Annotated in this window: 24 protein-coding genes and 1 riboswitch; of the genes, 10 read left to right on the top strand and 14 right to left on the bottom strand. The window is 62.9% G+C overall.

Features of this window, described 5'->3' with window-relative positions; all coding sequences use genetic code 11:
* Position 1: 1 nt before the first annotated feature.
* Positions 2-613, bottom strand: a complete 612-nt coding sequence (gene cobO / locus AC1RL5_RS22590) for a cob(I)yrinic acid a,c-diamide adenosyltransferase (RefSeq protein ID WP_015636640.1) — start codon at positions 611-613, stop codon at positions 2-4.
* A gap of 81 nt (positions 614-694) precedes the next feature.
* A riboswitch (cobalamin riboswitch) is annotated at positions 695-927 on the bottom strand.
* A gap of 171 nt (positions 928-1,098) precedes the next feature.
* Here cobO and AC1RL5_RS22585 point away from each other — a divergent pair.
* Both AC1RL5_RS22585 and AC1RL5_RS22580 read left to right on the top strand, forming a co-directional pair.
* Positions 1,099-1,680 carry a hypothetical protein gene (locus tag AC1RL5_RS22585; RefSeq protein WP_072450688.1) on the top strand — a complete coding sequence of 194 codons (582 nt, stop codon included), beginning with the start codon at positions 1,099-1,101 and terminating at the stop codon, positions 1,678-1,680.
* Positions 1,681-1,750: 70 nt separating this feature from the next.
* Positions 1,751-3,070 (top strand): PQQ-dependent sugar dehydrogenase, encoded by a 1,320-nt coding sequence (locus AC1RL5_RS22580; RefSeq protein ID WP_072442785.1) that lies wholly within the window; start codon positions 1,751-1,753, stop codon positions 3,068-3,070.
* A 2-nt stretch (positions 3,071-3,072) separates the two neighbouring features.
* On the opposite strand, the gene AC1RL5_RS22575 is transcribed toward AC1RL5_RS22580, so the two are convergent.
* From AC1RL5_RS22575 to AC1RL5_RS22550, 6 genes are all read right to left on the bottom strand, one after another.
* Entirely contained in the window at positions 3,073-3,735 is a 663-nt protein-coding gene (locus AC1RL5_RS22575; RefSeq protein WP_011062698.1) for a class I SAM-dependent methyltransferase, read from the bottom strand.
* A 21-nt stretch (positions 3,736-3,756) separates the two neighbouring features.
* The gene (locus tag AC1RL5_RS22570) at positions 3,757-4,290 is read right to left on the bottom strand and encodes a C40 family peptidase (protein WP_011062699.1); all 534 of its coding nucleotides are present in this window, start codon (positions 4,288-4,290) and stop codon (positions 3,757-3,759) included.
* Between the two features lie 164 nt (positions 4,291-4,454).
* The gene (locus AC1RL5_RS22565) at positions 4,455-5,075 is read right to left on the bottom strand and encodes a C40 family peptidase (protein WP_015636644.1); all 621 of its coding nucleotides are present in this window, start codon (positions 5,073-5,075) and stop codon (positions 4,455-4,457) included.
* 223 nt (positions 5,076-5,298) lie between these two features.
* Positions 5,299-6,003 (bottom strand): DnaA regulatory inactivator Hda, encoded by a 705-nt coding sequence (hda, locus tag AC1RL5_RS22560; RefSeq protein WP_007898944.1) that lies wholly within the window; start codon positions 6,001-6,003, stop codon positions 5,299-5,301.
* A gap of 207 nt (positions 6,004-6,210) precedes the next feature.
* The gene (locus AC1RL5_RS22555) at positions 6,211-7,284 is read right to left on the bottom strand and encodes an AI-2E family transporter (RefSeq protein ID WP_011062701.1); all 1,074 of its coding nucleotides are present in this window, start codon (positions 7,282-7,284) and stop codon (positions 6,211-6,213) included.
* 37 nt (positions 7,285-7,321) lie between these two features.
* Positions 7,322-8,362, bottom strand: coding sequence for a DUF2066 domain-containing protein (locus AC1RL5_RS22550; protein WP_093407679.1), 1,041 nt, complete (start codon positions 8,360-8,362; stop codon positions 7,322-7,324).
* A 370-nt stretch (positions 8,363-8,732) separates the two neighbouring features.
* Between AC1RL5_RS22550 and purM the strand changes: the two genes are divergently transcribed.
* The 4 genes from purM to AC1RL5_RS22530 all read left to right on the top strand — a co-directional run bounded on the left by purM (position 8,733) and on the right by AC1RL5_RS22530 (position 11,648).
* Entirely contained in the window at positions 8,733-9,791 is a 1,059-nt protein-coding gene (purM, locus tag AC1RL5_RS22545; protein WP_145712424.1) for a phosphoribosylformylglycinamidine cyclo-ligase, read from the top strand.
* A gap of 11 nt (positions 9,792-9,802) precedes the next feature.
* Positions 9,803-10,453 carry a phosphoribosylglycinamide formyltransferase gene (gene purN, locus AC1RL5_RS22540; protein ID WP_072450691.1) on the top strand — a complete coding sequence of 217 codons (651 nt, stop codon included), beginning with the start codon at positions 9,803-9,805 and terminating at the stop codon, positions 10,451-10,453.
* Positions 10,454-10,461: 8 nt separating this feature from the next.
* Positions 10,462-11,175, top strand: coding sequence for a DUF3108 domain-containing protein (locus AC1RL5_RS22535; RefSeq protein WP_011062705.1), 714 nt, complete (start codon positions 10,462-10,464; stop codon positions 11,173-11,175).
* 284 nt (positions 11,176-11,459) lie between these two features.
* Entirely contained in the window at positions 11,460-11,648 is a 189-nt protein-coding gene (locus AC1RL5_RS22530; protein WP_011062706.1) for a hypothetical protein, read from the top strand.
* A 101-nt stretch (positions 11,649-11,749) separates the two neighbouring features.
* Here the strand turns inward: AC1RL5_RS22530 and AC1RL5_RS22525 are convergent, their stop codons facing one another.
* From AC1RL5_RS22525 to AC1RL5_RS22495, 7 genes are all read right to left on the bottom strand, one after another.
* Positions 11,750-12,289 (bottom strand): DUF2058 domain-containing protein, encoded by a 540-nt coding sequence (locus AC1RL5_RS22525; RefSeq protein WP_011062707.1) that lies wholly within the window; start codon positions 12,287-12,289, stop codon positions 11,750-11,752.
* A 26-nt stretch (positions 12,290-12,315) separates the two neighbouring features.
* A complete protein-coding gene (gene mazG / locus AC1RL5_RS22520; RefSeq protein WP_011062708.1) occupies positions 12,316-13,149 on the bottom strand; it encodes a nucleoside triphosphate pyrophosphohydrolase in 834 nt (277 codons plus the stop codon).
* A gap of 24 nt (positions 13,150-13,173) precedes the next feature.
* Positions 13,174-15,417: a GTP diphosphokinase gene (gene relA, locus AC1RL5_RS22515; protein WP_093407663.1), complete on the bottom strand. Its 2,244-nt coding sequence runs from the start codon at positions 15,415-15,417 to the stop codon at positions 13,174-13,176.
* Between the two features lie 122 nt (positions 15,418-15,539).
* The gene (gene rlmD, locus AC1RL5_RS22510; RefSeq protein WP_123576910.1) at positions 15,540-16,892 is read right to left on the bottom strand and encodes a 23S rRNA (uracil(1939)-C(5))-methyltransferase RlmD; all 1,353 of its coding nucleotides are present in this window, start codon (positions 16,890-16,892) and stop codon (positions 15,540-15,542) included.
* Positions 16,892-17,794 carry a cysteine synthase CysM gene (cysM, locus tag AC1RL5_RS22505; protein WP_011062711.1) on the bottom strand — a complete coding sequence of 301 codons (903 nt, stop codon included), beginning with the start codon at positions 17,792-17,794 and terminating at the stop codon, positions 16,892-16,894. Before cysM ends, rlmD begins: the two co-directional genes overlap by 1 nt.
* 117 nt (positions 17,795-17,911) lie before the next feature.
* Complete coding sequence (locus tag AC1RL5_RS22500; protein ID WP_492589416.1) at positions 17,912-19,267, bottom strand: histidine kinase sensor domain-containing protein; 1,356 nt, start codon at positions 19,265-19,267, stop codon at positions 17,912-17,914.
* A complete protein-coding gene (locus tag AC1RL5_RS22495; RefSeq protein WP_011062713.1) occupies positions 19,254-19,976 on the bottom strand; it encodes a response regulator transcription factor in 723 nt (240 codons plus the stop codon). The genes AC1RL5_RS22500 and AC1RL5_RS22495 overlap by 14 nt, the downstream gene beginning before the upstream one ends.
* 219 nt (positions 19,977-20,195) lie before the next feature.
* On the opposite strand from AC1RL5_RS22495, the gene AC1RL5_RS22490 reads away from it, so the two are divergent.
* The 4 genes from AC1RL5_RS22490 to AC1RL5_RS22475 all read left to right on the top strand — a co-directional run bounded on the left by AC1RL5_RS22490 (position 20,196) and on the right by AC1RL5_RS22475 (position 24,931).
* Complete coding sequence (locus AC1RL5_RS22490) at positions 20,196-22,949, top strand: response regulator (RefSeq protein ID WP_011062714.1); 2,754 nt, start codon at positions 20,196-20,198, stop codon at positions 22,947-22,949.
* A 63-nt stretch (positions 22,950-23,012) separates the two neighbouring features.
* Positions 23,013-24,002 carry a 2-hydroxyacid dehydrogenase gene (locus tag AC1RL5_RS22485; protein ID WP_093407644.1) on the top strand — a complete coding sequence of 330 codons (990 nt, stop codon included), beginning with the start codon at positions 23,013-23,015 and terminating at the stop codon, positions 24,000-24,002.
* Positions 24,003-24,092: 90 nt separating this feature from the next.
* The gene (locus AC1RL5_RS22480) at positions 24,093-24,530 is read left to right on the top strand and encodes a hypothetical protein (RefSeq protein WP_011062716.1); all 438 of its coding nucleotides are present in this window, start codon (positions 24,093-24,095) and stop codon (positions 24,528-24,530) included.
* Positions 24,527-24,931, top strand: coding sequence for an META domain-containing protein (locus AC1RL5_RS22475; RefSeq protein ID WP_093407640.1), 405 nt, complete (start codon positions 24,527-24,529; stop codon positions 24,929-24,931). Before AC1RL5_RS22480 ends, AC1RL5_RS22475 begins: the two co-directional genes overlap by 4 nt.
* Positions 24,932-25,004: the final 73 nt, after the last annotated feature.

Genomic DNA, 25,004 nt, shown 5'->3' with positions numbered 1-25,004 from the left:
CTCACAGCTCGACACCTTTCTGCGCCTTGATCCCGGCCTGGAAGGCGTGCTTGACCATGCCCATCTCGGTCACGGTATCGGCCAGCTCGATCATCTCCGGCTTGGCGCCGCGACCGGTCACTACCACATGCTGCATGGGCGGACGGGCCTGCAGGTCACTGAGCACCTGATCCAGGTCCAGGTAGCCGTGCTTGAGGGCAATGTTCAGCTCGTCGAGCACCACCAGGCCAATATCCGGGTTGCTCAGCAACTCCCTGGAAACCGCCCAGGCGGCTTCAGCCGCAGCGATATCGCGCTGGCGATCCTGGGTTTCCCAAGTAAAGCCTTCGCCCATCACGTGAAAGCGCACCTGCTCGGGGAAACGCCGGAAGAACAGTTCTTCGCCGGTGCTGTTACGCCCCTTGATGAACTGCACCACGCCACACTGCATGCCGTGGCCCATGGACCGCGCCAGCATGCCGAAGGCCGAGCTGCTCTTGCCCTTGCCGTTGCCGGTCAATACCAGCAGCAGGCCGCATTCGTTGGGCGAGTTGGCAATGCGTTCATCGATCACGGCTTTTTTGCGCAACATGCGCGCCAGATGGCGCTCGTCACGATCGGGGGATTCACTCATGGGGCAGCTCTCCGTTGGGGCTGGGGAACGGGGGGCAGGGAAAAGGAACAGACGGCGCTAGCCTGGCATCGCCCACCGTGATGCCGTTGGATGGATCAGGCCGGTCTCCGGGCTCATGAGCGGCATGGCTGCCGGACTGCGCGCCTTCCCGTGTCATTGACACAGTGGCGTCAGGCGCAGTCTTGACTCATCTACCGTTGCGGGGGCAGCGCCGGAATCGTCGTCGGCTCCATCACTGGAACAGACCCTGACCGGCTTCCCTGTTTCACTCTGTCGGCCACGGGCCACAGAGCACCTGAAACAAGTCGCGAAGGTTAGAGGGTTGGGGGTGGAGCGTCAATTAAAGCCGGCCGTCGCCCCCAGCACAAAACTGCACTGCATCAATAAACTGACGCCAATCTTGTGCCACACTCAGAGCAATGATATCAAATAGCCACTTTTCAGCGCCCCAGGCGCCAACCACACAACAATAAGGGGTGAGTTCGATGCAAGGCATGATCATCAGCAATCCGAAGCTGGAATTCCTGCGCCCGATGCTGGAACGCTGGTTCGATTGCATCGATCGCTACAACGCGGTTCGCGGCGATAACGAAACGCCCTACTGGTTCGACGAGCAGGCCAATCTCGGGCTGCTCAGCGCGTCGGCCTGGATGGCCGAGATGGTCAGCCTGGAACACAGCCCCAGCAGGAAACAGCAGGAAGAAGGTGCGCGCAACGCCCGCACCGACCTGTACCTGGCCACCAAGGAAGAGCGCGCCTACATCCACGCCACCCAGCGCTGGCCAAGGGTCAACAGCCTGAACCTGACCCAGGCACTGCTGGACGTTGCCCAGGATGCAAAAAAGATCAGCTACGCCAGCGACCTGAGACTGGGTTGCCTGTTCGTTGCCCCACAAAAATCCCAGCACAGCGCTACGCCGGAAGAGCTCCAGGACATGCTCGACGAACTGCAGAAAGAGCACTGCTGCGCCGTGGCCTGGTACTTCCCCTACGCGTATCGCAAGCTGCACAACGAGGCCGGCCACTACCACCCGGGCGTCGCCGTGCTCTTCAAGGAGGCCCGCTGATCAGGCGGAACCATCGACTGGCTATGCTTCTCTATGACTACGACGTCCGTGCACTCATAGGGAAATTCGCATGCTCAAGCTTCAGCACAGCCTACTGATCGCCATCGCCGCCGGCCTCGCCGCCTGCGGCGAAACTTCCAGCCTGCAGGTGTCCGACGGCACCGGCCCCAACCCCAAGCTGCCGGAACCCAACCCGACGCTGATCCCCACGGTCAACATCGCCCCCGCCATCGGCTGGCCGCAAGGCGCAAAACCCCAGGCCGCGGCCGGCACCCAGGTCAAGGCTTTCGCCGAGAACCTCGACCATCCACGCTGGCTCTACGTCCTGCCCAATGGCGATGTGCTGGTGGCGGAAACCAACGCCCCGCCCAAACCGGATGACAGCCAGGGCATTCGCGGCTGGATCGCCGGCAAGGTCATGGGCCGTGCCGGGGCGGCCGTGCCCAGCGCCAACCGCATCACCCTGCTAAGGGACCAGGATCACGATGGCGTGGCGGAGACCCGCACAGTGTTTCTGGAGAACCTCAATTCGCCCTTTGGCATGACTCTGGTGGGCAATGACCTGTATGTGGCCGATACCGACAAGCTACTGCGCTTTCCCTACCAGAGCGGCGACACCCAGATCAGCGCAGCCGCCACCAAGGTGGTCGACCTGCCCGGCGGCACCCTCAACCATCACTGGACCAAGAACGTCATCGCCAGCAAGGACGGCAGCAAGCTCTACGTCACCGTGGGCTCCAACAGCAACGTCGGCGAAAACGGCCTGGACAAGGAGCAAGGCCGGGCGGCGATCTGGGAGGTGGACCGTGAAAGCGGCCAGCACCGCCTGTTCGCCACCGGCCTGCGCAACCCCAATGGCCTGGCCTGGGAGCCGGCCAGCGGCGCACTCTGGACCGCAGTCAACGAGCGGGACGAAATCGGCAGCGACCTGGTGCCGGACTACATCACCTCGGTCAAGGATGGCGCGTTCTATGGCTGGCCCTTCAGCTACTACGGGCAACATGTGGATGTACGGGTCAAACCGCAGAACCTCGACCTGGTGGCCAAGGCCATCGCCCCGGACTACGCGGTAGGCCCGCACACCGCGTCGCTGGGGCTGACCTTCGCCGACGGCAGCAAGCTCCCCGCCCCCTTCACCGAAGGCGCCTTCATCGGCCAGCACGGTTCCTGGAATCGCAAGCCCCATAGCGGCTACAAGGTGATTTTCGTGCCATTCAGCGCCGGCAAGCCCAATGGAGCGCCGATCGATGTGCTTAGCGGCTTTCTCAATGCCGACGAGAAAGCCATGGGACGCCCGGTCGGAGTGGTGATCGACCAGCAAGGCGGGTTATTGGTGGCCGACGATGTCGGCAACAAGATCTGGCGAGTCTCCGCCGCCAAAGCCCCCTAGGCTCAACGCTTGCGGCACAGCGTCAGACCATCTCCCAGCGGCAGCAGCGACAGATCGATACGCGAGTCATCCTTCAAGGCGCGATTGAGCGCCTGGATGGCTCGGGTATCCTCGCTCAGGGAATCGGTCTCCAGCACGCGCCCGCTCCACAGGGTGTTGTCGAACACCAGCAGCCCGCCAACTCGCAACAGGCCCAGCGCAGCCTCCAGGTAGGCCGGGTAGTTGGCCTTGTCGGCATCGATGAAGATCAGGTCGAAACAGCCAAGCTGCCCCGCTCGCTCCAGGCTGGCCAGGGTATCCAGGGCCGGGGCCAGGCGCAGTTCTATACGCTGGCCCACCCCCGCCTCCTGCCAGTAGCGCAGGGCCGTAGCGTTGTAGTCGCCGGGAATGTCGCAGCAGATCAGAGAGCCGTCTTCAGGCAGCGCCTGGGCCATGCACAGGGCGCTATAGCCGGTGAAAGTGCCGACCTCCAGCACGCGACGGGCGCCGGTCAACTTCACCAGCAATGCGAGGAATTGGCCCTGCTCGGGCGCCACCTGCCAACGGGCGGTGGGCAATGCCTGGGTTTCATCCCGCAGACGACGCAGCAGGGGCGTTTCACGCAGGGAAACGTCCAGCAGGTAATGGTAGAGAGCATCGTCGAGGTTCAGCGTCCGAGCGGTCACAGGCACCTCGACCAGAGAAGATTAGGGATTGCGCGCCAGGTGTTCTGGCTGCAGGACGCGCTTGGCGCTCAGGTAGGCCTTCTGCCAATAGGCCTTGGACAGGCTGTCGAGCTTCACCGTGCCGCCAGTGGCCGGCGCATGCACGAAGCGCCCTTCACCCACGTAGATGCCCGCATGGCTGACCTGGGAGCCGCCATTGGTGGCGAAGAAGATCAGGTCGCCGGTCTGCAGCGCGTTCTTGCCCACGTCCGGCGCCTGCATGCCGATCATTTCCCGGGTTGAACGCGGCAGGGAAATACCCGCCGCATCGCGGTAGACGTAACCGATCAGGCCACTGCAGTCGAAACCGGAATCCGGGGTGTTGCCGCCCCAGCGATAAGGCGTGCCCACCAGTCCAAGGGCGCGGAATAGCACGTCTTCGGCAACCGGAGAGAAGGTTTGGGAGGAGTTGAACACCGGAGCACGCACCACAGGCGCAGGCGGCGGGGTACGGCTGGCACAGGCGCTGAGCAGCGCTGCGAGGGCAATGAGAGCGAAACGGGCTGAGGTCGACATAAGCTGGACAATCCTGATCGGGATGCGGCTTTCTCTGCCGTGGCACTGAAAACAAAACCGCGTAAGCAAGGCTTACGCGGTTAGTTTCAACAATAGATCAGGATTCTAGCGCCTACACGCCAAACTTCAAGTAAGACTTTAACTTCGCCCTACAAATAGTCCGCTTATTTACGTGCAGTGACCACGGTTGGAGCCATGGCGAGTGCGCGCTTGGCTTCGATGAAGGTCTTGCTCCAGTAGCTATCGCCCAGGCTGTCGACCCGCACACCGCCACTGCGACGGCTGCTGGAGTGGATGAACTGGTCATCGCCCAGGTAGATACCTGCGTGGCTGACGCGCCCACGGCCGTTGGTGCTGAAGAACAGCAGATCACCCGGCTTGAGATTGTTGCGCGCTACCAGAGGCGCTTTCACGTTGATCATTTCGCGAGTGGAACGCGGCAGGTTCATGCCCGCCTCTTCACGAAACAGATAACCGATGAAACCGCTGCAATCGAAGCCGGCTTCCGAGGTACCGCCGAAACGGTAACGGGTACCAATCAGGGACATGCCGCGCTCGAGGATGCTGTCAGCCAGAACTGGCAACTGGTAAGGCTTGCTGTCAGAGAACTCTGCCAGTTCCTTTTCAGTTGCCAGCTCTTCCTGATAAACAGCGGAAGACTGGTTTTTGACGGAGACTTGAGCCTGCTGGACAGGTTGCTGCTGGGACACCGGAGTGTGGGAGGCGCAACCAAACAACAGGGTGACGAGTGCGAGAGGCACGAGGGGTGCGAAGCGATTTAGCATGGGCACGACCGTGGCTTGAAATAAAAGAAGACGCGACTATGCCTTCTATCGCCCTCATTTGCAAATTCAATCGATCAGAATGTGACTTATGAGTTTCTTCCGTACATCTAAGGCTTTAAGCCCATTTTAAGTCCGCCCACCCCTGGAACCCCTTCCAAAGGTGCGTTTTCTGGCGCCTGGAATATGCCGAAGGTCGCTCCAGAAAGCCCTGGAAGCCTTGTCGTTACCAGCCCAGGGTCTCTTTCAGAAAAGGGATGGTCAGCTTGCGCTGGGCCTGCAACGAAGCCTGGTCGAGGCGCTCGAGAAGCTCGAACAGGGCACTCATGCTGCGAGTACCGCGGGTCAGGATGAAATGCCCGACCTCGTCGGTCAGATGCAGCCCCCGGCGGGATGCCCTTAGCTGCAAGGCACGCAATTTGTCTTCGTCGGAGAGCGGGCGCATCTGAAAGATCAGCGCCAGGGTCAGGCGGGACTTCAAATCCGCCAGCTTCACCGGCAACTCGCGAGGCGAGGTCGAGGCCGCGATCAACAGGCGCCGACCACTGTCGCGCAAGCGGTTGAACAGATGAAACAGCGCTTCTTCCCAATCCGCCTTGCCAGCCACTGCCTGCAGGTCATCCAGGCAGACCAGCTCGTACTGTTCCAGGTTGTCGAGAATCTCGATACCGCGATCCAGAAGCTCCGCCAGCGGCAGATACACCGCCGGCTCCCCCAACTGCTCGAAACGCAGGCACGCGGCCTGCAGCAAGTGCGTGCGGCCCACGCCATCCTTGCCCCAGAGGTAGATCAGGCTTTCGGTCCAACCGGCGTCGGCTTCGCAGAGGCGCTCGACGTAGCCGAGTGCTGCGGCATTGGCGCCTGGGTAGTAGTTGATGAAGGTGGCGTCATCACGCAGACGCACACCTAGGGGCAGCTGAATCGGTTTCATGCTGACTGAACAGTTCCAAACGAACCGTTAGTGGCCTCTGTGTAAAGTTTGCAAAGTTTATACCCGTGACGCCGAGCGCACAATGCAGCAGACCACAAGCAAAATCAAAGGTTTGCGACAGCCAAACCCAATCGAAGGGCGTTCCTTGACAGCTACCCTGACGGCCGGCCAAACGCCGCCAACCGTCACGAAGGCCCGCGCGCCCCTTTACAACTCGGGGTCTTCAGCACCGCTGTAGAGATCCGAATCCTTGTACAGATCATGCACATGACGCACCAGCACCATGATCACCGCCGCCACCGGCAGCGCCAGCAGCACCCCGGTAAAACCGAACAGTTCGCCGCCGGCAAGAATGGCAAAGATCACCGCCACCGGGTGCAGGCCGATGCGATCGCCCACCAGCAACGGCGTCAACACCATGCCCTCAAGGGCTTGCCCCACCATGAATACCGCGACAATGCCGATCATCGGATACAGGTCGCCACCGAACTGGAACAGCCCGGCAATCAGCGCCGCGCCAATGCCGATGACAAAGCCCATATACGGCACGATTGCCGCCAGACCGGCAATCAGACCGATCAACAGCCCCAGCTCCAGCCCCACCAGCATCAGGCCCGCGGCGTAGATCACCCCGAGAGCCAGCATCACCAGCAATTGCCCGCGAACAAAGGCCCCCAGCACTTCATGGCACTCCCCGGCCAGAGACACCACCTGCTCTTCGCGGCTGCGTGGCAACAGGCTGCGGATCTTGGCCATCATCAAGTCCCAGTCCCGCAGCAGATAGAAGCTGACCACCGGGATCAGCACCAGATTGGCCAGCCAGCCGATCAGCGCCAGGCCCGAAGCCGTTGCCTGGCTCAGCACCACGCCGACGATATCGGTGGTCTGGCCCATGTGCTCGCTGATGGCCGCCTTGACCTTGTCGAACTTCCAGAAGCCGTCCGCCAGACCGAGCTTGGACTGCACCCAGGGCATGGCGCTGTGCTGAACCCAATCGAGCATCTGCGGCGCCAGTTCATAGAGCCGCACCAACTGCTTGGCCAGCATGGGCACCAGCACCAGCAGCAGGGTCATGACGATCAGGGTGAACAAGGCGAATACCGCCACCACGCCCCAGGTCCGCGACAACCCCCATTGCTCCAGCCGGTCCACCAGCGGATCGAACAGGTAGGCCAGCAACAGCGCTACCAGGAACGGACTGAGGATCGGGTGCAGCAGGTAGACGAACCCGCAGGCCAGGAGCACGACACCCAACCAGACCCAACGACGCGTATCAGCCATATACCTCTCCAGCTTCTATATAGAAGGAAACAACCTGCTACCAACGAAAACGCAGTTGGGCCTGCGGCGCCACCGGGGCGGCCCCTTCAGCGCCTTGTACAGGAGCTTGCGGCGCAGGCGCTTCACTCGCCGGAATCTCTTGCAGCTTGGCCAGCGACAGTTGCGCCCGCAGTTGCTCCGCACTGCCGTTGACGCGATAGACGATCCGATCACCGTCAACGCTCTGCAACTGCGCACCAAAAGGCTCCAGCAAGTGCCCAAGGGCCGCGTAATGCTCCAGAGTCATGCCCTGCACTTCCAGCAACTGCTCACTGGAAGCACCAGGACGAGTGACGAAACGGGGCGCCAGACGCTGGCTCACCGCCAGCAACACCCCATCGGCCAGGGCCGCGGTATCGGCGCCCTGGACAGTGCCCTGCTCCTTCTGATCGCCCAGCCACAGCCGCCACTTGGCTTGCCATTGGCCACCTTCTTCCCGGGCATGTACCGCCAGCAACGCATCAGCACCGTAACGCTCGGAGGCTTCACGCAGCGGCGCCGGATCGGAACCTTCAAGATTCGGCGCCGTGGCGACGATCTGCTCGTTCAGATCCCCCAGCGGCAGGCGCAGGGGCAAGCCACGATGTTGAGCCGCACGCCGCAAGGGCGCCGCGCTGGCCTGGCCATCACCCACCAGGCTCGAGCCTTCGGTGGAATCACTCAGCCACCAGCCGATGATCGACGGCCGGTTGTTGCCCCAGAGCGATAGCCCGGCCTGACGCAGGGCGCGATCGGTGGTGACCGGATCGAAATCCACCTGCAGGCTTTCCGGCGGGCCGGCGTCGTAGCCGTACTGACTGATGATCTGCTGCGGGTCCTTGCGGATCGCCGCCAGCCCTGGCCCCTGGGCGGCCTTGGCGTCGCCAGTGAGGCGCAGCACCAGGGTTTCCAGGGCCCGTTGCGTGGCCTGGTCGCGCTCTTCGGGCGACTGGCTGCTCACAGGCTCACGCACTTGATACAGGCCATTGAGGGTTTCGGCATGACTCGCCAGGCTGACCAATGACAAACAGCCCACAAACAGAAATTTACCCAGACGCATGGAAGATTCCCGACGACAGAAAACGATTGAAACAGCGCACTTGAACCGCGGCGAGCAAGGCTGTGACCACAAGCTTGGGCAAAACATTCACCCGGCGCTCGATAGTTTTCGCGCTGTCATAACGATAGCCACTTGAGCGCTATACCTTATACAGGCATGGGCAGGAGCACCAACACGGCCAATCGCGGTTTTTTTAACAGGATATGCCTCTCCCCGTCGGCCCGAGGATGGCCGCTGCCCCTCAAGCCTGATAAAATCGCGCGCCTTCGCAGACCGGCATCAGCTGGGCACCCTGAAACACTTTTCCTGTGTTTCCGGCAGTCTCACTGATTCGGTCGATACCCCTGAATCCCCCCTAAAGGCCTGGATCATGAGCAAGCAACCCTCCCTGAGCTACAAAGACGCCGGTGTAGACATCGACGCCGGTGAAGCATTGGTCGAACGCATCAAGAGCGTCGCCAAGCGCACTGCGCGCCCGGAAGTCATGGGCGGCCTGGGCGGTTTCGGCGCCCTCTGCGAAATCCCGGCCGGCTACAAGCAACCGGTGCTGGTCTCCGGCACTGACGGCGTCGGCACCAAGCTGCGCCTGGCCCTGAACCTGAACAAGCACGACAGCATCGGCATCGATCTGGTGGCCATGTGCGTCAACGACCTGGTGGTCTGCGGCGCCGAACCGCTGTTCTTCCTCGACTACTACGCCACCGGCAAGCTCAACGTCGATACCGCAGCCCAAGTGGTAACCGGCATCGGCGCTGGCTGCGAGCTGTCCGGCTGCTCCCTGGTGGGCGGTGAAACCGCTGAAATGCCCGGCATGTACGAAGGCGAAGACTACGACCTGGCCGGCTTCTGCGTAGGCGTGGTGGAAAAGGCCGAGATCATCGACGGCTCGAAAGTTGCCGCCGGCGATGCCCTGCTGGCCCTGCCCTCCTCCGGCCCGCACTCCAACGGCTACTCGCTGATCCGCAAGATCATCGAAGTCTCCGGCGCCAACATCGAAAGCATCCAGCTGGACGGCAAACCACTGACCGACCTGCTGATGGCGCCGACCCGCATCTACGTCAAGCCACTGCTGAAGCTGATCAAGGACACCGGCGCGGTCAAGGCCATGGCCCACATCACCGGTGGCGGCCTGCTGGACAACATCCCGCGCGTGCTGCCAAAAGGCGCCCAGGCCGTAGTCGACGTGGCGAGCTGGCAGCGCCCGGCGGTCTTCGACTGGCTGCAGGAAAAAGGCAACGTCGACGAGCACGAAATGCACCGCGTGCTGAACTGCGGCGTGGGCATGGTCATCTGCGTGGCCCAGGATCAGGTCGAGAACGCCCTGAAGGTCCTGCGCGAGGCGGGCGAGCAGCCATGGGTCATCGGCCAGATCGCCACCGCAGCCGAAGGCGCGGCCCAGGTCGAGCTGAAGAACCTCAAGGCTCACTGATGCAAGAGCGGATGTCGCCGACCTGTGATGTTGTGGTGCTGTTGTCCGGCACCGGCAGTAACCTGCAAGCCTTGATCGACAGCGTGCACACCGGCGACAGCCCGGTGCGCATCGCCGCCGTGATCTCCAACCGCGCTGACGCCTATGGCCTACAGCGCGCCAAGGACGCGGGTATCGCTACCCGCTTCCTCGATCACACCGCCTTCGAAGGCCGGGAGGCCTTCGATCAGGGGCTGATCGAGCTGATCGATACCTTCCAACCCAAACTGGTGGTCCTGGCCGGATTCATGCGTATTCTCAGCGCCGGATTCGTCCGCCACTACGAGGGCCGGCTGCTGAATATCCACCCCTCGCTGCTCCCGAAATACAAAGGGTTACACACTCATCAGCGGGCGCTGGAGGCCGGAGATACGGAGCATGGCTGCAGTGTGCACTTCGTCACCGAGGAACTCGATGGCGGCCCTCTGGTCGTACAGGCTGTGATCCCGGTAGAGTTGCACGACTCGCCGCAGAGCCTGGCGCAGCGAGTGCACGTCCAGGAACACCGGATTTACCCCATGGCCGTACGCTGGTTTGCCGAAGGTCGGCTGACGCTCGGCGGTCAGGGTGCTTTACTGGATGGTCAAATACTGGCCGCCAGCGGCTATTTGATTCGAACCTAGGAGATTTTATGCGTCGCGCCCTGCTCTTCGCTTGCGCTCTGTTCGCCCTGCCGGCTGTGCAGGCGGCAGACCTTCACCCGTTCTCCGCCAGCTACACCGCCGACTGGAAGCAACTGCCCATGAGCGGCACTGCTGAACGCAGCCTGGAAAAAACCGCCAATGGTGCGTGGAAACTCAGCTTCAAGGCATCGATGATGATCGCCAGCCTGAGCGAGGAAAGCACCCTGACCCTGGACAAGGACACCCTGGTGCCCCAGTCCTATCGCTTCGAGCGTGGTGGTCTGGGCAAAGCCAAGAAAGCCGACCTGGATTTCGACTGGAAAGCCAAGATGGTCACCGGCACCGACCGTGGTGATGCGGTCAAGCTGCCGCTGAACACCGGCATGGTGGATAAATCCACCTACCAGTTGGCCCTGCAGCACGATGTGGCAGCCGGCAAGAAGACCATGAGCTATCAAGTGGTCGACGGCGGTGAAGTCGACACCTATGACTTCCGTGTCCTGGGCTCGGAGAAGGTTGACACCAAGGCTGGCCAGATCGATGCGATCAAGGTCGAGCGCGTTCGCGACCCGACACAGAGTAAACGCATCACCGTGATGTGGTTCGCCAAGGACTGGGATTACCTGCTGGTGCGTCTGCAACAAGTAGAAACCGACGGCAAGGAGTACAACATCATGCTCCTCAACGGCACCGTTGACGGCAAGACGGTCAAAGGCAGCTGAGCCGCAGCAGTCTCGAAGCCTCGCGAAAGCGGGGCTTTTTTTTGCCCGGGATTTGGCTCCTCGCCCGCGCAGCAAGCCCCGGCACAAGCCCTCGAAGATGAAACTTTTGTCATGAAGCGGTACGCCCTGCGGCGAAATGTCACGGTTTACGCGGGCTGCAGGATTCTCTTCGATTCTGCAAAGGTTTGTTGCAGCGACAGGCAATTTACTTAGCAAGCTAACAAAATATATAACAGAGTCCTGCACACGCCTTGCTGCAGATCAACAGAGATTGGAGCTAGCAGATGACTGTAAAAGTAACTGAACGCGACGATTCACATATGTCCCATGAAGGCGTAGCCGCGGGTGTACGGATATGGGATGTACATCAACAAGACATGCTGGTGGGCATGTTCCACTCCGAGAGCGACGCCCACAGCTACAAGGCTGAATTGGAAAAACTCGAGCAGAACCGCGCGCCCCAGAGCTCCTGACTCGACCTCAGTGCCGGAGTGCCGGGATCTCCACGCGGATCAACGGCCTCCCCCACAAACGACAAACCCCGCCATGAGCGGGGTTTGTCGTTATTCAAGGCTTACCACATCAGATCGTCGGGGATCTGGTAGGCCGCGTACGGATCATCTTCATCCGGCGCTTCGGTAGGCGTATTGAGCTGCACGATACGGCGTGGGTCGCGCTCCTGGATCTTCAGCGCGGCTTCCCGCGGAATCACCTCGTAGCCGCCGCCATGGTGGACGATGGCCAGGGAGCCGCTGCTCAGCTTGTTGCGCATAAGGGTATTCACCGACAGGCGCTTGACCTTCTTGTCGTCGACGAAGTTGTAGTAGTCCTCGGTGTTCAGCTTGGGCAGCCGCGACACTTCGATCAACTGCTTGACCTGCGCCGCACGGGCTTTCTGCTCGGCCTTTTCCTGCTGCTGACGGTTGAGCTCCTGGTCGCGCTTGACCTTCTCGGCCATGGCTTCCTGGGCCGCACGTTGCTGGGAGTCATCGAGTTCGATCTGGCCTTTGTGGGCCAGGCGCTGCTGCTTCTGTTTGTCTTTGCTGACCTGCTTGGCCTGCTTTTGGTTGACCAGCCCTGCTTTGAGCAACTGGTCGCGAAGGGAAAGGCTCATGGTGCTTACTCACTTAGGCAACGGCCTCAGCCACAGCTGGGCAAATTCTTTTCCTGACGTTTGGCTTCGCCCCACAGGGCATCCAACTCTTCGAGGGTGCAATCTTCCATGGGACGGGCAGTGTCGCGCAATGCCTGCTCGATAAATCGGAAGCGTCGGTCGAACTTGGCGTTGGCACCGCGCAGGGCGGTTTCCGGGTCGACCTTGAGGTGCCGGGCCAGGTTGACCACGACAAACAGCAAGTCGCCGATTTCATCGGTGATCGCCGCCGCATCGTTGTCGGCCATGGCTTCCAGCACTTCATCCAGTTCTTCACGAACCTTGTCCACCACCGGCAGGGCTTCGGGCCAGTCGAAACCGACCTGGGCCGCACGCTTTTGCAACTTGGCGGCGCGGGACAAGGCCGGCAAGGCCACCGGCACATCATCGAGCAGGGACAACTGCTGGGGAGCCTCGGACTTCTCCGCGCGCTCCTCGGCCTTGATCTGCTCCCAACGCTCCTTGACCTGGTCTTCATCGAGCCGCGGGATGTCCAGCGGCGCGTACAGGTCCCCGGTGGGAAATACATGGGGATGCCGGCGGATCAGCTTGCGCGTGATGCCGTCCACCACCGCGTCGAACTCGAAACGCCCCTCCTCCCGGGCCAGCTGGCTGTAGTACACCACCTGGAACAGCAGGTCCCCCAGCTCGCCCTGCAAGTGGTCGAAGTCGCCGCGCTCGATGGCGTCGGCCACTTCATAGGCCTCTTCCAGGGTGTGGGGGACGATGCTGGCGTAGTTCTGCTTGATGTCCCACGGGCAGCCGTACTGCGGGTCGCGCAGGCGCGCCATGAGGTGGAGCAGGTCTTCAAGGCTGTACATCAGTTCATCCATTTCATACTGGCATCAGGGGGTCCGGTTGCGCCGGGTCTCGATGATGTTAGGCAACTGGGAAATCCGCCCCAACAGGCGACCCAACGCGTCCAGCCCCGGGATCTCGATAGTCAGGGACATCAACGCAGTGTTGTCCTCCTTATTCGAGCGGGTGTTGACCGCCAGCACGTTGATCCGCTCGTTGAGCAGCACCTGGGACACATCACGCAGCAGGCCGGAACGGTCGTAGGCGCGGATGATGATATCCACCGGATAGGTCAGCACCGGCACCGGCCCCCAGCTGACCTGGATGATCCGCTCCGGCTCGCGCCCGGCCAGTTGCAGCACCGAGGCGCAGTCCTGGCGGTGAATGCTCACGCCGCGGCCCTGGGTGATGTAGCCGACGATCGCATCCCCCGGCAATGGCTGGCAGCAGCCGGCCATCTGGGTCATCAGGTTGCCCACGCCCTGGATCTGGATGTCGCCACGCTTGCCCGGCTTGTAGCCGGCAGCCTTGCGCGGAATCAACTCCAGTTGCTCGTTGCCCCGCTCCGGCTCCACCAGTTGCTGGGCCAGGTTGACCAGTTGCGCCAGGCGCAGGTCGCCCGCGCCCAGAGCGGCGAACATGTCCTCGGCGATCTTCATGTTGGCCTTCTCGGCCAGCTTGTCGAAATCCACCTGTGGCAGGCCGAGTCGGCTCAGTTCGCGTTCCAGCAGGGTCTTGCCGGCGGCGACGTTCTGATCGCGGGCCTGGAGCTTGAACCAGTGGACGATCTTCGCCCGCGCCCGGGACGTAGTGACATAGCCCAGGTTCGGGTTCAGCCAGTCGCGGCTCGGCGTGCCGTGCTTGCTGGTGATGATCTCCACCTGCTCGCCGGTCTGCAGGCTGTAGTTGAGCGGTACGATGCGCCCGTTGATCTTCGCGCCCCGGCAGTTGTGGCCGATCTCGGTGTGCACCCGGTAGGCGAAATCCAGCGGCGTGGCGCCCTTGGGCAGGTCGATGGCGTGACCGTCGGGGGTGAAGATGTACACCCGGTCCGGTTCGATATCCACCCGCAGCTGTTCGGCCAGACCGCCGATATCCCCCAGTTCCTCGTGCCATTCGAGCACCTGGCGCAACCAGGAGATTTTCTCTTCGTAATGGTTGGAGCCGGACTTGACGTCGGTGCCCTTGTACTTCCAGTGCGCGCAAACCCCCAGCTCCGCCTCTTCGTGCATGGCGTGGGTACGGATCTGCACTTCCAGCACCTTGCCCTCAGGGCCGATCACCGCCGTGTGCAACGAGCGGTAGCCGTTCTCCTTGGGGTTGGCGATGTAGTCGTCGAACTCTTTGGGGATGTGCCGCCACAGGGTATGCACGATGCCCAGCGCGGTGTAGCAATCGCGCATTTCCGGCACCAGCACCCGCACTGCGCGCACGTCGTAGATCTGGCTGAACTCCAGGCCCTTGCGCTGCATTTTGCGCCAGATGGAATAGATGTGCTTGGCCCGCCCACTGATGTCGGCGTTGACCCCGGTGGCCTTCAGTTCGTTCTGCAGCTGGTTCATCACGTCGCTGATGAAACGCTCGCGATCCAGGCGCCGCTCATGCAGCAGCTTGGCAATCTGCTTGTACTGCTCGGGCTCCAGGTAACGGAAGGACAGGTCTTCCAGCTCCCACTTGATATGCCCGATACCCAGGCGGTGAGCCAGGGGTGCGTAGATGTCGAAGACTTCCCGGGCAACCCGGTTGCGCTTTTCTTCGTCGGCGCTTTTTACCGCTCGAATCGCACAGGTACGCTCGGCCAGCTTGATCAGTGCAACCCGCACGTCATCCACCATGGCCACCAGCATCTTGCGCAGGTTTTCCACCTGGGCCTGGGTGCCCAGCACCAGGGACTGGCGGGGGCTGAGGCTGGCGGTAATGGCCGCCATGCGTAGCACGCCATCGATCAGCTTGGTGACCACCGGACCAAACCGCTGGCTGACCGCCGGCAACTGGATCTGGCCCTCGCGGACACCCCGGTAGAGCACCGCGGCAACCAGGGAGTCCTGATCCAGCTTGAGATCGGCGAGGATCTCGGCGATCTCCAGGCCCGTGCTGAAACTCGACACGTCCTCGGGGCTGAGATTCTTCATTGCTATGTGCTGCAGTTCCGCCTCGCGGGCGAACTCGCAGGCTTCTTTCAAGGCTTCACGGTCCAGTGCCATGTCGACGCTGACCGTATGATCGAGCCATGCCTCGAGATTGATACTGCCGTCGGTGTTGATCGGCTGGTGCGCTCTCACCTGTACCATCTTGCTTTACCTTCCCTACGACGCACATTCAATGCGTCAAATCGCTGACCTTCAACGCTCGGGTGCGGCCCGCAGGGCCAGCGCGCCACTCCCGAAAGACCAGTCGGATTAGACAAGCCATCCTAGCTCGCTTCGAATAACGCCATGGCCTCGACATGCGCCGTCTGAGGAAACATATCGAGAATCCCGGCACGTTTTAACCGATAGCCCTGCCTGATCAATTCGACCGTGTCACGGGCCAAAGTTGCCGGGTTGCATGACACATAGACCAACCGCTTGGCGCCGAGGGTCGCCAGCTGGCGGACCACCTCGAAAGCACCGTCGCGAGGTGGGTCCAAGAGTACCGCAGAAAAGCCTGCATCGGCCCACTCGGCAGCACTTAAAGGCTGGGATAAATCGGCTTGAAAAAAGCGCGTGTTATGCAAATTGTTGCTGGCGGCATTCTCCGCGGCGCGCGCCACCATGGTCGCTACGCCCTCTACCGCCACCACTTCCCGCACCTGTCGGGCCAACGGCAAGGCAAAGTTGCCCAGGCCGCAAAACAGGTCCAGCACCCGCTCATCAGCTTGCGGCGCCAGCCACTCCAGGGCCTGGGCGACCATCGCTTCATTGACCCCCGCATTGACCTGAATGAAGTCACCCGGCCGATACGCCAGGTGCAGGTCCCAGGTCTCCAGGCGGTAGCCCAGAGCCTGCGATGGATCAAAGGGTTGCGGCTCGCCTTCACCGTGCAGCCACAATTGCGCTTGATGGAAATCGCAGAAGTCCTTGAGGATCGTCAGGTCGCTGTCGGACAACGGCGCCATGTGGCGCAACAGCACCGCCAGGGCCGAACCGCTGAACAACTCCACATGCCCCAATGCCTGAGGCTTGCTCAAGCGTCGCAGCATGGCGGGCAAACGGTTCATGACAGGTTGCAAGGCCTGTACCAGCACCGGGCAATCGTCGATGGCGACAATGTCCTGGCTACCGGCAGCGCGAAAACCCACCTCAAGTTGCTTGACCTTGGCGTCCCAGCGCACCGCCACCCGGGCACGGCGCCGATAGCCGAACTCGGGGCCGCTCAAGGGGGCGGCCCAGGCCTCGGGCTCGACACCCGCGACCTTGGACAACTGCTCGGCGAGCATGCGCTGTTTCAGGGCAAGCTGTTCGTCATGGGGCAAGTGCTGGACACTGCAACCGCCGCAACGCCCGGCATGGGCACAGGCCGCCGGGCGACGCAGATCACTGGCGTTGAAGATGCGCTCGGCACGGGCCTCCACCACTTTGCCGTGGCTGCCCAACACCCGAGCTTCGACTTCTTCACCGGCCAGGGCACCGCTGACAAACCAGGTACGCCCTTCGACAAAGGCAATGCCACGGCCGTCGTTGGCCAGACGCTGAATCGTCAAACGCTGTTTCTTGCCCACTGGAATCTGCGGCGCCCGGCTACCGCCCGCCGGCTGGAAGCGCAGGCCTCTATCGTGCTTAGCCATCAGTTGGGCGCATCGAAAATGCCGGTCGACAGGTAACGATCGCCACGGTCGCAGATGATCGCGACCATGACCGCGTTTTCCACTTCCCGGGACAGGCGCAGCATCGCTGCCACCGCACCGCCGGAAGAGACGCCACAGAAGATCCCTTCTTCACGGGCCAGGCGCCGAGTCACGTCTTCGGCCTCGCTCTGGGCCATGTCGACGATCCGGTCGACCCGACTGGCCTGGTAGATCTTCGGCAGGTATTGCTCGGGCCAGCGGCGAATGCCGGGAATGGCCGAGCCTTCCATCGGCTGCAGACCGACGATCTGCACCGCCGGGTTCTGCTCCTTCAGGTAACGCGAGGTGCCCATGATGGTGCCGGTGGTGCCCATCGAGCTGATGAAGTGGGTAATGCTGCCCTGGGTCTGGCGCCAGATTTCCGGGCCGGTGCCGCTGTAGTGGGCCTCAGGGTTGTCGCCGTTGGCGAACTGGTCGAGCACCTTGCCGCGGCCTTCGGCCTGCATTCGCTCGGCCAGATCGCGGGCGCCTTCCATGCCTTCTTCCTGGCTGACTAGAATCAGCTCGGCGCCGTAGGCGGTCATGGCCGCCTTGCGCTCGGCGCTGGAGTTGTCGGGCATGATCAGGATCATCTTGTAGCCCTTGATCGCTGCAGCCATGGCCAGGGCGATGCCGGTATTGCCCGAGGTCGCTTCGATCAGGGTATCGCCGGCCTGGATCTGCCCGCGCAACTCGGCGCGGGTGATCATCGACAGTGCCGGACGGTCCTTGACCGAACCCGCCGGGTTGTTGCCCTCGAGCTTTAGCAGCAGGGTATTGCTGGTGGCGCCGGGCAGGCGCTGCAGGCGGACCAGGGGGGTGTTGCCGACGCAATCGGCGATGGTTGGGTACTGCAAGGTCATGGCGTATTCGCAATCCAGACTGCGGGGGCGCCTATCATACCGGCAAACGACCGAGCGCCATATCACGCAAAGTGCGAGCCTTATGGCTTATTGGAATAAGGCAGCCCAGGGCAAGCCTCAGGCCGCCAGCAGGCGCACGTGGATGCGCAAGCCCTGGGCCAGGTTCTGCGCCCACAACTGCCCACCCTGACGCCCTACGGCATTGCGGGCGATGCTCAGGCCCAGGCCGAAACCGCCATCCCCCGGCCGTGACCCATCCAGACGAGTGAAGGGGGCGAAGATCCTTTCCAGATCCTCTTCAGCCACCCCCGGCCCTTCGTCATCCAGCCACAGGTGCCAGTACTTGCCCTCGCGCTGGCCTCCGAGGCTGACCCGTGCTCCGGCCGGCGAATGCCGAATAGCGTTGCGCAGGATGTTTTCCAGGGCCTGGGCCAGGGTATTGAGGTGCCCGCGAACCCAGCAATCGGCCTCCAGCTCGCAACACAGCTGCTGCGCGGACCAGCCACTCTCGAAGCAGGCATTTTCGCTGAGCATCTCCCACAACGCCTGGACCTGGATCTGCTCTTGCGGCAGTGGCGCACGCTCGGTGTCCAGCCAGGCCAGTTGCAGGCTGTCCTCCACCAGGCGCTGCATGCCGTCGACCTCCCGCGCCAAGCGTTCGCGCAGCGCGGCAAGATCACGCTCGCCATCGCAGGCCACGCGCAGGCGGCTCAGGGGGGTGCGCAACTCGTGGGACAGGTCCCGCAACAACTGCTGCTGCACCGCCACGGTACTCTGCAGACGTTCGGACATCTGATCGAACGCCCGTCCCAGTTCGCCCAGCTCGTCCCGACGCTGGGTGGTTTCACTGGACAGCCGCACGTTCAACTGCTCCGCCCGCCAGGCGTTGGCCTGCTCGCGCAACTGGTTCAGCGGCACCACCAGCAAGCGATACAGGCCGACACACAGCAACAAGGTGAACAGCCCGGGAATCACCCCATTGGTAATCACCTGCCAGAACACCCGGTAGCGCCCCGGCATGAAACGTTGCGGCAACTCGATCACCAGGCTGCCCAGGGACGGATCCTCGGGAAAGGGTACTTTCAGCCACGGCAGGCCCCGGGCGTGCCGGCTCACCGGCCAGTCGGCACCGCGCAGGAAGGTCAGGCGCTGGGCCTCCGCCGGCGTCAACGGATAGCTGCTCAGGGATTGCAGGTCACTGCCAATCACGCCGATCCAGGTTTTCTCGCGGCTGGCGATCTGCTGGATCCAGGCATCGACACCGGCACTCTGGCCGCCCTTCCAGGCCTGCTCGGCCTCGCGGGCGTAGCTGCCCAAGGTGGCTCTGGCCTCATCGGAGAGGTAGAGGTTCTTCTGCTCCACATAACGCCCCCAGGACCAGCTCAGCCAGATCATCAACAGGCAGAAAGCTACCAACAGGCACGCCAGCTTCCAGAACAGCGAATGCCGCCCCGGCAGATCAGACCAGTTCATCTAAGGCGCTCAGCACATAACCCTTGCCCCACACGGTTCGCAGCTCACGCTCGCTGTAGCCCAGCGCCTTGAGCTTGCGGCGGATCTGGCTGACATGCATGTCCAGGCTGCGGTCGTGGGCCGCATAACCGCGTTGCAGTACATGCTGATAAAGGAAGGCCTTGCTCAACACCTCGTCGCCATTGCGGTGCAAGGTATCCAGCAGGCGGTATTCACTGCGGGTCAGGCCGGCCCATTGCTCGGCAAAGAACACGTCGCTGCGCTCATCGTCGAAGCGCAGGCTCTGGGCCAGGCTGACGGGCACCGGCGGCATCGGTCGCCGGTCCAGGGCGACCCGGCGCAGGATGGCCTCGATGCGCACACGCAGCTCGGCCATGCTGAATGGCTTGGGCAGGTAATCGTCGGCCCCCAGGCGGAAACCGCTGATTCGGTCGGCTTCCGCTCCCAGGGCGGACATCAGCAGCACCGGCGTGGAATGGCTCTGGCGAAAGTGCGTGAGCACTTCCAGGCCATCCATTCCGGGCAACAGGATATCCAGCAGCACCACATCGAAAGGTCGGCGCCGGGCAATGCCCAGCCCTTCCGGGCCGTTCTGGCACCAGGTCACGGCAAAGCCACAATGCTCCAGTTGCTCGCGCACATAGGCACCCAGCACCGGGTCATCTTCAATGGTCAGAATACGTGGCGGCTCAACAGATACGGGAGTCATTGACTTCTGCAAGTGATTCTCAGTTGGGCGATTATTCAAGATTGCCCGGATCGCGGCAACCAGTGCCTTGGTCGCGGCCCGGCTTCAGGCATTTCAGGCGACGGCCGCCCTGGCGCAATTTGCCAAGATCAGCCCCCGGCAAATCGTTACACTGCGCAGGTGGCGCATCACGGACGTGCCCGTAGACCTTTCAAAACAGCGTGGAAGCAGGAGAGTTGCGTGCTCAAGAAACTGGGAATCAAAGGCCGCGTACTGTTGCTGACCTTGTTGCCAACCAGTCTGATGGCCTTGGTGCTGGGCGGCTACTTCACCTGGATGCAGCTCTCGGACCTGCAGACCCAGCTCCTGCAGCGTGGCGAGATGATCGCGGAACAACTGGCCTCCCTGGTGGCCCCGGCCATGGGCAACCACAACACCCAGATGCTCGAGCGCATTGCCACCCAGGCGCTGGAACAGCAAGACGTGCGCGCCGTATCGCTCCTTGCCCCGGATCGCAGCCTGCTGGCCCACGCCGGCCCCAGCATGCTCAACCCGCCTCCCGCCGGTAACAGCAGCCACATGATGCAACGCTCCGGCAGCGACGCGACCCGCTATCAACTGCCGGTCTTCGGCCGGCACCGCAACCTGGCCGGCGACCTGATTCCCGATGAGTCCGACCGCCTGCTGGGCTGGGTGGAACTGGAGCTGTCCCACAGTGGCATGTTGCTGCGCGGCTACCGCAGCCTGTTCGCCAGCCTGCTGTTGATTGCCGCCGGGCTGGCCGGCACCGCCCTACTGGCAGTGCGCATGGGCCGCACCATCAACAACCCGCTGACCCAGATCAAGCAGGCCGTGGCGCAACTCAAGGACGGCAACCTGGAAACCCGCCTGCCACCCCTGGGCAGCCAGGAGCTGGATGAGCTGGCCTCGGGCATCAACCGCATGGCCAGCACCCTGCAGAATGCCCAGGAAGAATTGCAGCACAGCATCGACCAGGCCACCGAAGACGTGCGCCAGAACCTGGAAACCATCGAGATCCAGAACATCGAGCTGGACCTGGCGCGCAAGGAGGCCCTGGAGGCCAGCCGGATCAAGTCGGAATTTCTGGCCAACATGAGCCATGAAATCCGTACACCGCTCAACGGCATTCTCGGCTTCACCCACCTGTTGCAGAAAAGCGAGCTGACACCACGCCAGCTGGACTACCTGGGCACCATCGAGAAATCCGCCGACAGCCTGTTGGGCATCATCAACGAGATCCTCGACTTCTCGAAAATCGAAGCCGGCAAACTGGTGCTCGACAGCATCCCGTTCAACCTGCGGGACTTGCTGCAAGACACCCTGACCATCCTCGCCCCGGCCGCCCACGCCAAGCAGCTGGAACTGGTGAGCCTGGTCTATCGCGATACGCCGCTGTCGCTGGTGGGCGACCCGCTGCGGCTCAAGCAGATTCTTACCAATCTGGTGAGCAACGCCATCAAGTTCACCCGCGAAGGCACTATCGTCGCCCGGGCCATGCTGGAAGAAGAACACGAAGACAGCGTGCAACTGCGCATCAGCATCCAGGACACCGGTATCGGCCTGTCGAACCAGGATGTACGCGCCCTGTTCCAGGCCTTCAGCCAGGCTGACAACTCGCTGTCGCGGCAACCCGGCGGCACGGGGCTTGGGCTGGTGATTTCCAAGCGCCTGATCGAACAGATGGGCGGCGAGATTGGTGTCGACAGCACCCCGGGCGAAGGTTCGGAGTTCTGGATCAGCCTCAACCTGCCGAAAACCCGCGACGACGCCGAGGACCTGCCCGGCCCGCCGCTGCTGGGGCGGCGCGTGGCGGTATTGGAAAACCACGAACTGGCGCGCCAGGCCTTGCAACACCAGTTGGAGGACTGCGGCCTGGAGGTGACCCCGTTCAATACCCTGGAGGCCCTGACCAACGGCATTACCGGCGTGCACCAGAGCGAACAGGCCATCGACCTGGCGGTACTGGGCATCACCACCAACGACATGTCGCCGGAACGCCTGAGCCAGCATATCTGGGACCTCGAACACCTGGGCTGCAAGGTCCTGGTACTGTGCCCGACCACCGAACAGACACTGTTCCATCTGTCGGTGCCCAACCCTCACAGCCAGTTGCAGGCCAAGCCCGCGTGCACCCGCAAGCTGCGCCGGGCCCTGTCCGACCTGGTGACCCCGCGCCGGGCTCGCAGCGAACCGGAGGAAACCCTTTCCAGCCGCGCGCCGCGAGTGCTGTGTGTCGATGACAACCCGGCCAACCTGCTGCTGATCCAGACCCTGCTGGAGGACATGGGCGCCAAGGTGCTGGCGGTGGACAACGGTTACGCCGCGCTGAACGCGATCCAGACCGAACCCTTCGACCTGGTAATGATGGACGTGCAGATGCCCGGCATGGACGGCCGGCAGAGTACCGAGGCGATCCGCCAGTGGGAAAGCGAGCGACACGGTACGCCGCTGCCCATCGTCGCCCTTACTGCCCACGCCATGGCCAACGAGAAGCGCGCCCTGCTGCAAAGCGGCATGGACGACTATCTGACCAAGCCCATCAGTGAGCGCCAACTGGCCCAGGTGGTGCTGAAATGGACCGGCCTGGCCCTGCGCAACCAGGGCCCGGAGCGGGCCAGCGAGCGCCCGGAACTGGGGCTGGAGCTGCAGGTACTGGATCAGGATGAAGGCCTGCGCCTGGCCGCCGGCAAGGCCGATCTGGCGGCGGACATGCTGGCCATGTTGCTGGCGTCCCTGGACGCCGACCGCGAAGCCATCAAGGCAGCGCGGGCCGCCAATGACCAGAACGCCCTGATCGAACGGGTCCATCGCCTGCACGGTGCCACCCGCTACTGCGGTGTGCCGCAATTGCGCGCCGCCTGCCAGCGCAGCGAGACCCTGCTCAAGCAGGAAGATGCCAAAGCCTTTGCCGCCCTGGATGAACTGGACCACGCCATCGGCCGCCTGGCTGCCGAAGCGCGGACCAACGCCTGACCCAGGGCAAGACCTGCCCGGCGCCCAGCCGCCATGCTGGGCGCCCCGAACAAGGATGCAGCCATGCGTACGATTCTTTTCAGCAGCCAGAACTACGACCGCGAGAGTTTCCTCGGCGCTCAACTGCCAGCAGGCATCGAACTGCAATTCCAGGCCGCCCGGCTGAGCCTGGATACCGCCGCCCTGGCTGAACGCCATGAAGTGGTCTGTGCCTTTATCAACGACGACCTCAGTGCCCCGGTACTGGAACAGCTGGCTGCCGGTGGCACCCGCCTGATCGCTCTGCGCTCGGCCGGTTACAACCACATCGACCTGAGCGCGGCCCAGCGCCTGGGGCTGGATGTGGTGCGGGTCCCGGCCTATTCCCCCCATGCGGTCGCCGAACATGCCGTGGCCCTGATCCTGGCGCTCAACCGCCGCCTGCACCGGGCCTACAACCGCACTCGCGAAGGCGACTTCACCCTGCACGGCCTGACCGGCTTCGACCTGGTAGGCAAGACCGTAGGCATTGTCGGCACCGGCCAGATCGGCGCCACCTTCGCCCGGATCATGGCCGGCTTCGGCTGCCAGCTGCTGGCGTACGACCCCTTCCCCAATCCCGCTGTAGAAGCCCTCGGTGCCCGTTACCTGGACCTGCCCGAGCTGCTGGCCCAGTCGCAGATCATCAGCCTGCACTGCCCGCTGACCGAGGACAGCCGTTACCTGATCAACCAGCAGAGCCTGGCCCACATGCAACCGGGAGCAATGCTGATCAACACCGGGCGTGGCGGCCTGGTGGACACCCCGGCGCTGATCGAGGCGCTCAAGAGTGGCCAGCTGGGCTACCTGGGGCTGGATGTCTATGAAGAAGAGGCGCAACTGTTCTTCGAGGACCGCTCCGATCTACCCCTGCAGGATGACGTGCTGGCGCGGCTGCTGACCTTTCCCAACGTGATAGTCACTGCGCACCAGGCGTTCCTGACCCGCGAAGCCCTGGCGGCCATCGCCGAGACCACCTTGCGCAACATCGCCAGTTGGGCAGCTGGCCAGCCGCAGAACCGGGTCCACGGCTGAAATCCGCGCCACGGGCTGATCGAAGGTCACCTGCCCGCAACCTGCGCCGCTGGGGCCCGTGCTAGCATACGCGGCAGATTTGGAGGACCCATGGTCGAACACGATTTCCGCTACAACCTGATGAACCCGCAACACACCCTGATCGAATGCCGTGCCCTGGTGCCCGGCCGCTATCAAGTCACCGGCAACGGTGGCTCGATCCGTACCGACGACGTGCTTCTGGTCACCCTCAAGGGCAGCAAGGACCTCTCCATGCGCCTGACCGTGGACACCGTGCGCCACTTGATCAACCCCGTCGGCCAGTGGGTCGCCGTGGCGCGTGGCCCGGTATTCGGCGAACTGGCGATCCACCAGTGGCAGGTCAATTGCGACAGCTGCGACGCCACCCTGGACTTCGAGTTCGCAGTGGATGCCAAGCTGGGCAGCAAGGCCCAGAAGCCTGCCGCCAGCGCGCGCATTGCCGAGCTCGGCTGGCGTAGCGAGGGTGAGCATCACCGCTGTCCGAAATGCCAGCAGGCCGGCCAATGAAACGCCTGATGCTGGCTGCGGCGCTGGGGGCCGGCCTGCTGGGCTGCGCCGCCGAGCCGCTGAAGTTGCAGCAGGACCGCAGTTACGTCCTGGAATGGATTGGCGAGCGTCCGCTGATCGATTACAGCCACCTGACCATCACGCTCGGCGAGGACGGTCGGGCCTATGGCAATGGCGGCTGCAACCACTGGTTCGCGCCCTACACCCTGGACGGCGAAAAACTCATCTTTGGCAAGGTCGGCAGTACCCGCAAACTCTGTGCACCGGCGTTGATGGAGCAGGAGCGGCGCTTCCTTCAGGCGCTGGAAACCGTTGAGCGCTGGGACATCTCGCCGATCGAGCAGGTGCGGTTCTGGCCTGCCGAGGGCAAGCCGTTGCGCTGGTGGCTGGAAGAAGGCTGATAGTGCGCTAGCCGCTGCCGAGCCCGCGAGGTTGCGAACGGGACACCAGGATGTTCCTGGATGAATCTCTGGC

It is taken from the genome of Pseudomonas sp. GW822-FHT06D10, from assembly GCF_058799535.1.
The sequence above is the reverse complement of the archived record's forward strand: the minus strand, read 5'-3'. Positions and strand labels throughout refer to the sequence as shown.

Bases quoted from the DNA above. Each gene is read 5' to 3' on its own strand.
- cobO (WP_015636640.1), bottom strand. From the start codon at position 613: ATGAGTGAATCCCCCGATCGTGACGAGCGCCATCTGGCGCGCATGTTG.
- AC1RL5_RS22585 (WP_072450688.1), top strand. From the start codon at position 1,099: ATGCAAGGCATGATCATCAGCAATCCGAAGCTGGAATTCCTGCGCCCG.
- AC1RL5_RS22580 (WP_072442785.1), top strand. From the start codon at position 1,751: ATGCTCAAGCTTCAGCACAGCCTACTGATCGCCATCGCCGCCGGCCTC.
- AC1RL5_RS22570 (WP_011062699.1), bottom strand. From the start codon at position 4,290: ATGTCGACCTCAGCCCGTTTCGCTCTCATTGCCCTCGCAGCGCTGCTC.
- AC1RL5_RS22565 (WP_015636644.1), bottom strand. From the start codon at position 5,075: ATGCTAAATCGCTTCGCACCCCTCGTGCCTCTCGCACTCGTCACCCTG.
- hda (WP_007898944.1), bottom strand. From the start codon at position 6,003: ATGAAACCGATTCAGCTGCCCCTAGGTGTGCGTCTGCGTGATGACGCC.
- AC1RL5_RS22555 (WP_011062701.1), bottom strand. From the start codon at position 7,284: ATGGCTGATACGCGTCGTTGGGTCTGGTTGGGTGTCGTGCTCCTGGCC.
- AC1RL5_RS22550 (WP_093407679.1), bottom strand. From the start codon at position 8,362: ATGCGTCTGGGTAAATTTCTGTTTGTGGGCTGTTTGTCATTGGTCAGC.
- purM (WP_145712424.1), top strand. From the start codon at position 8,733: ATGAGCAAGCAACCCTCCCTGAGCTACAAAGACGCCGGTGTAGACATC.
- purN (WP_072450691.1), top strand. From the start codon at position 9,803: ATGTCGCCGACCTGTGATGTTGTGGTGCTGTTGTCCGGCACCGGCAGT.
- AC1RL5_RS22535 (WP_011062705.1), top strand. From the start codon at position 10,462: ATGCGTCGCGCCCTGCTCTTCGCTTGCGCTCTGTTCGCCCTGCCGGCT.
- AC1RL5_RS22530 (WP_011062706.1), top strand. From the start codon at position 11,460: ATGACTGTAAAAGTAACTGAACGCGACGATTCACATATGTCCCATGAA.
- AC1RL5_RS22525 (WP_011062707.1), bottom strand. From the start codon at position 12,289: ATGAGCCTTTCCCTTCGCGACCAGTTGCTCAAAGCAGGGCTGGTCAAC.
- mazG (WP_011062708.1), bottom strand. From the start codon at position 13,149: ATGTACAGCCTTGAAGACCTGCTCCACCTCATGGCGCGCCTGCGCGAC.
- relA (WP_093407663.1), bottom strand. From the start codon at position 15,417: ATGGTACAGGTGAGAGCGCACCAGCCGATCAACACCGACGGCAGTATC.
- rlmD (WP_123576910.1), bottom strand. From the start codon at position 16,892: ATGGCTAAGCACGATAGAGGCCTGCGCTTCCAGCCGGCGGGCGGTAGC.
- cysM (WP_011062711.1), bottom strand. From the start codon at position 17,794: ATGACCTTGCAGTACCCAACCATCGCCGATTGCGTCGGCAACACCCCC.
- AC1RL5_RS22500 (WP_492589416.1), bottom strand. From the start codon at position 19,267: ATGAACTGGTCTGATCTGCCGGGGCGGCATTCGCTGTTCTGGAAGCTG.
- AC1RL5_RS22495 (WP_011062713.1), bottom strand. From the start codon at position 19,976: ATGACTCCCGTATCTGTTGAGCCGCCACGTATTCTGACCATTGAAGAT.
- AC1RL5_RS22485 (WP_093407644.1), top strand. From the start codon at position 23,013: ATGCGTACGATTCTTTTCAGCAGCCAGAACTACGACCGCGAGAGTTTC.
- AC1RL5_RS22480 (WP_011062716.1), top strand. From the start codon at position 24,093: ATGGTCGAACACGATTTCCGCTACAACCTGATGAACCCGCAACACACC.
- AC1RL5_RS22475 (WP_093407640.1), top strand. From the start codon at position 24,527: ATGAAACGCCTGATGCTGGCTGCGGCGCTGGGGGCCGGCCTGCTGGGC.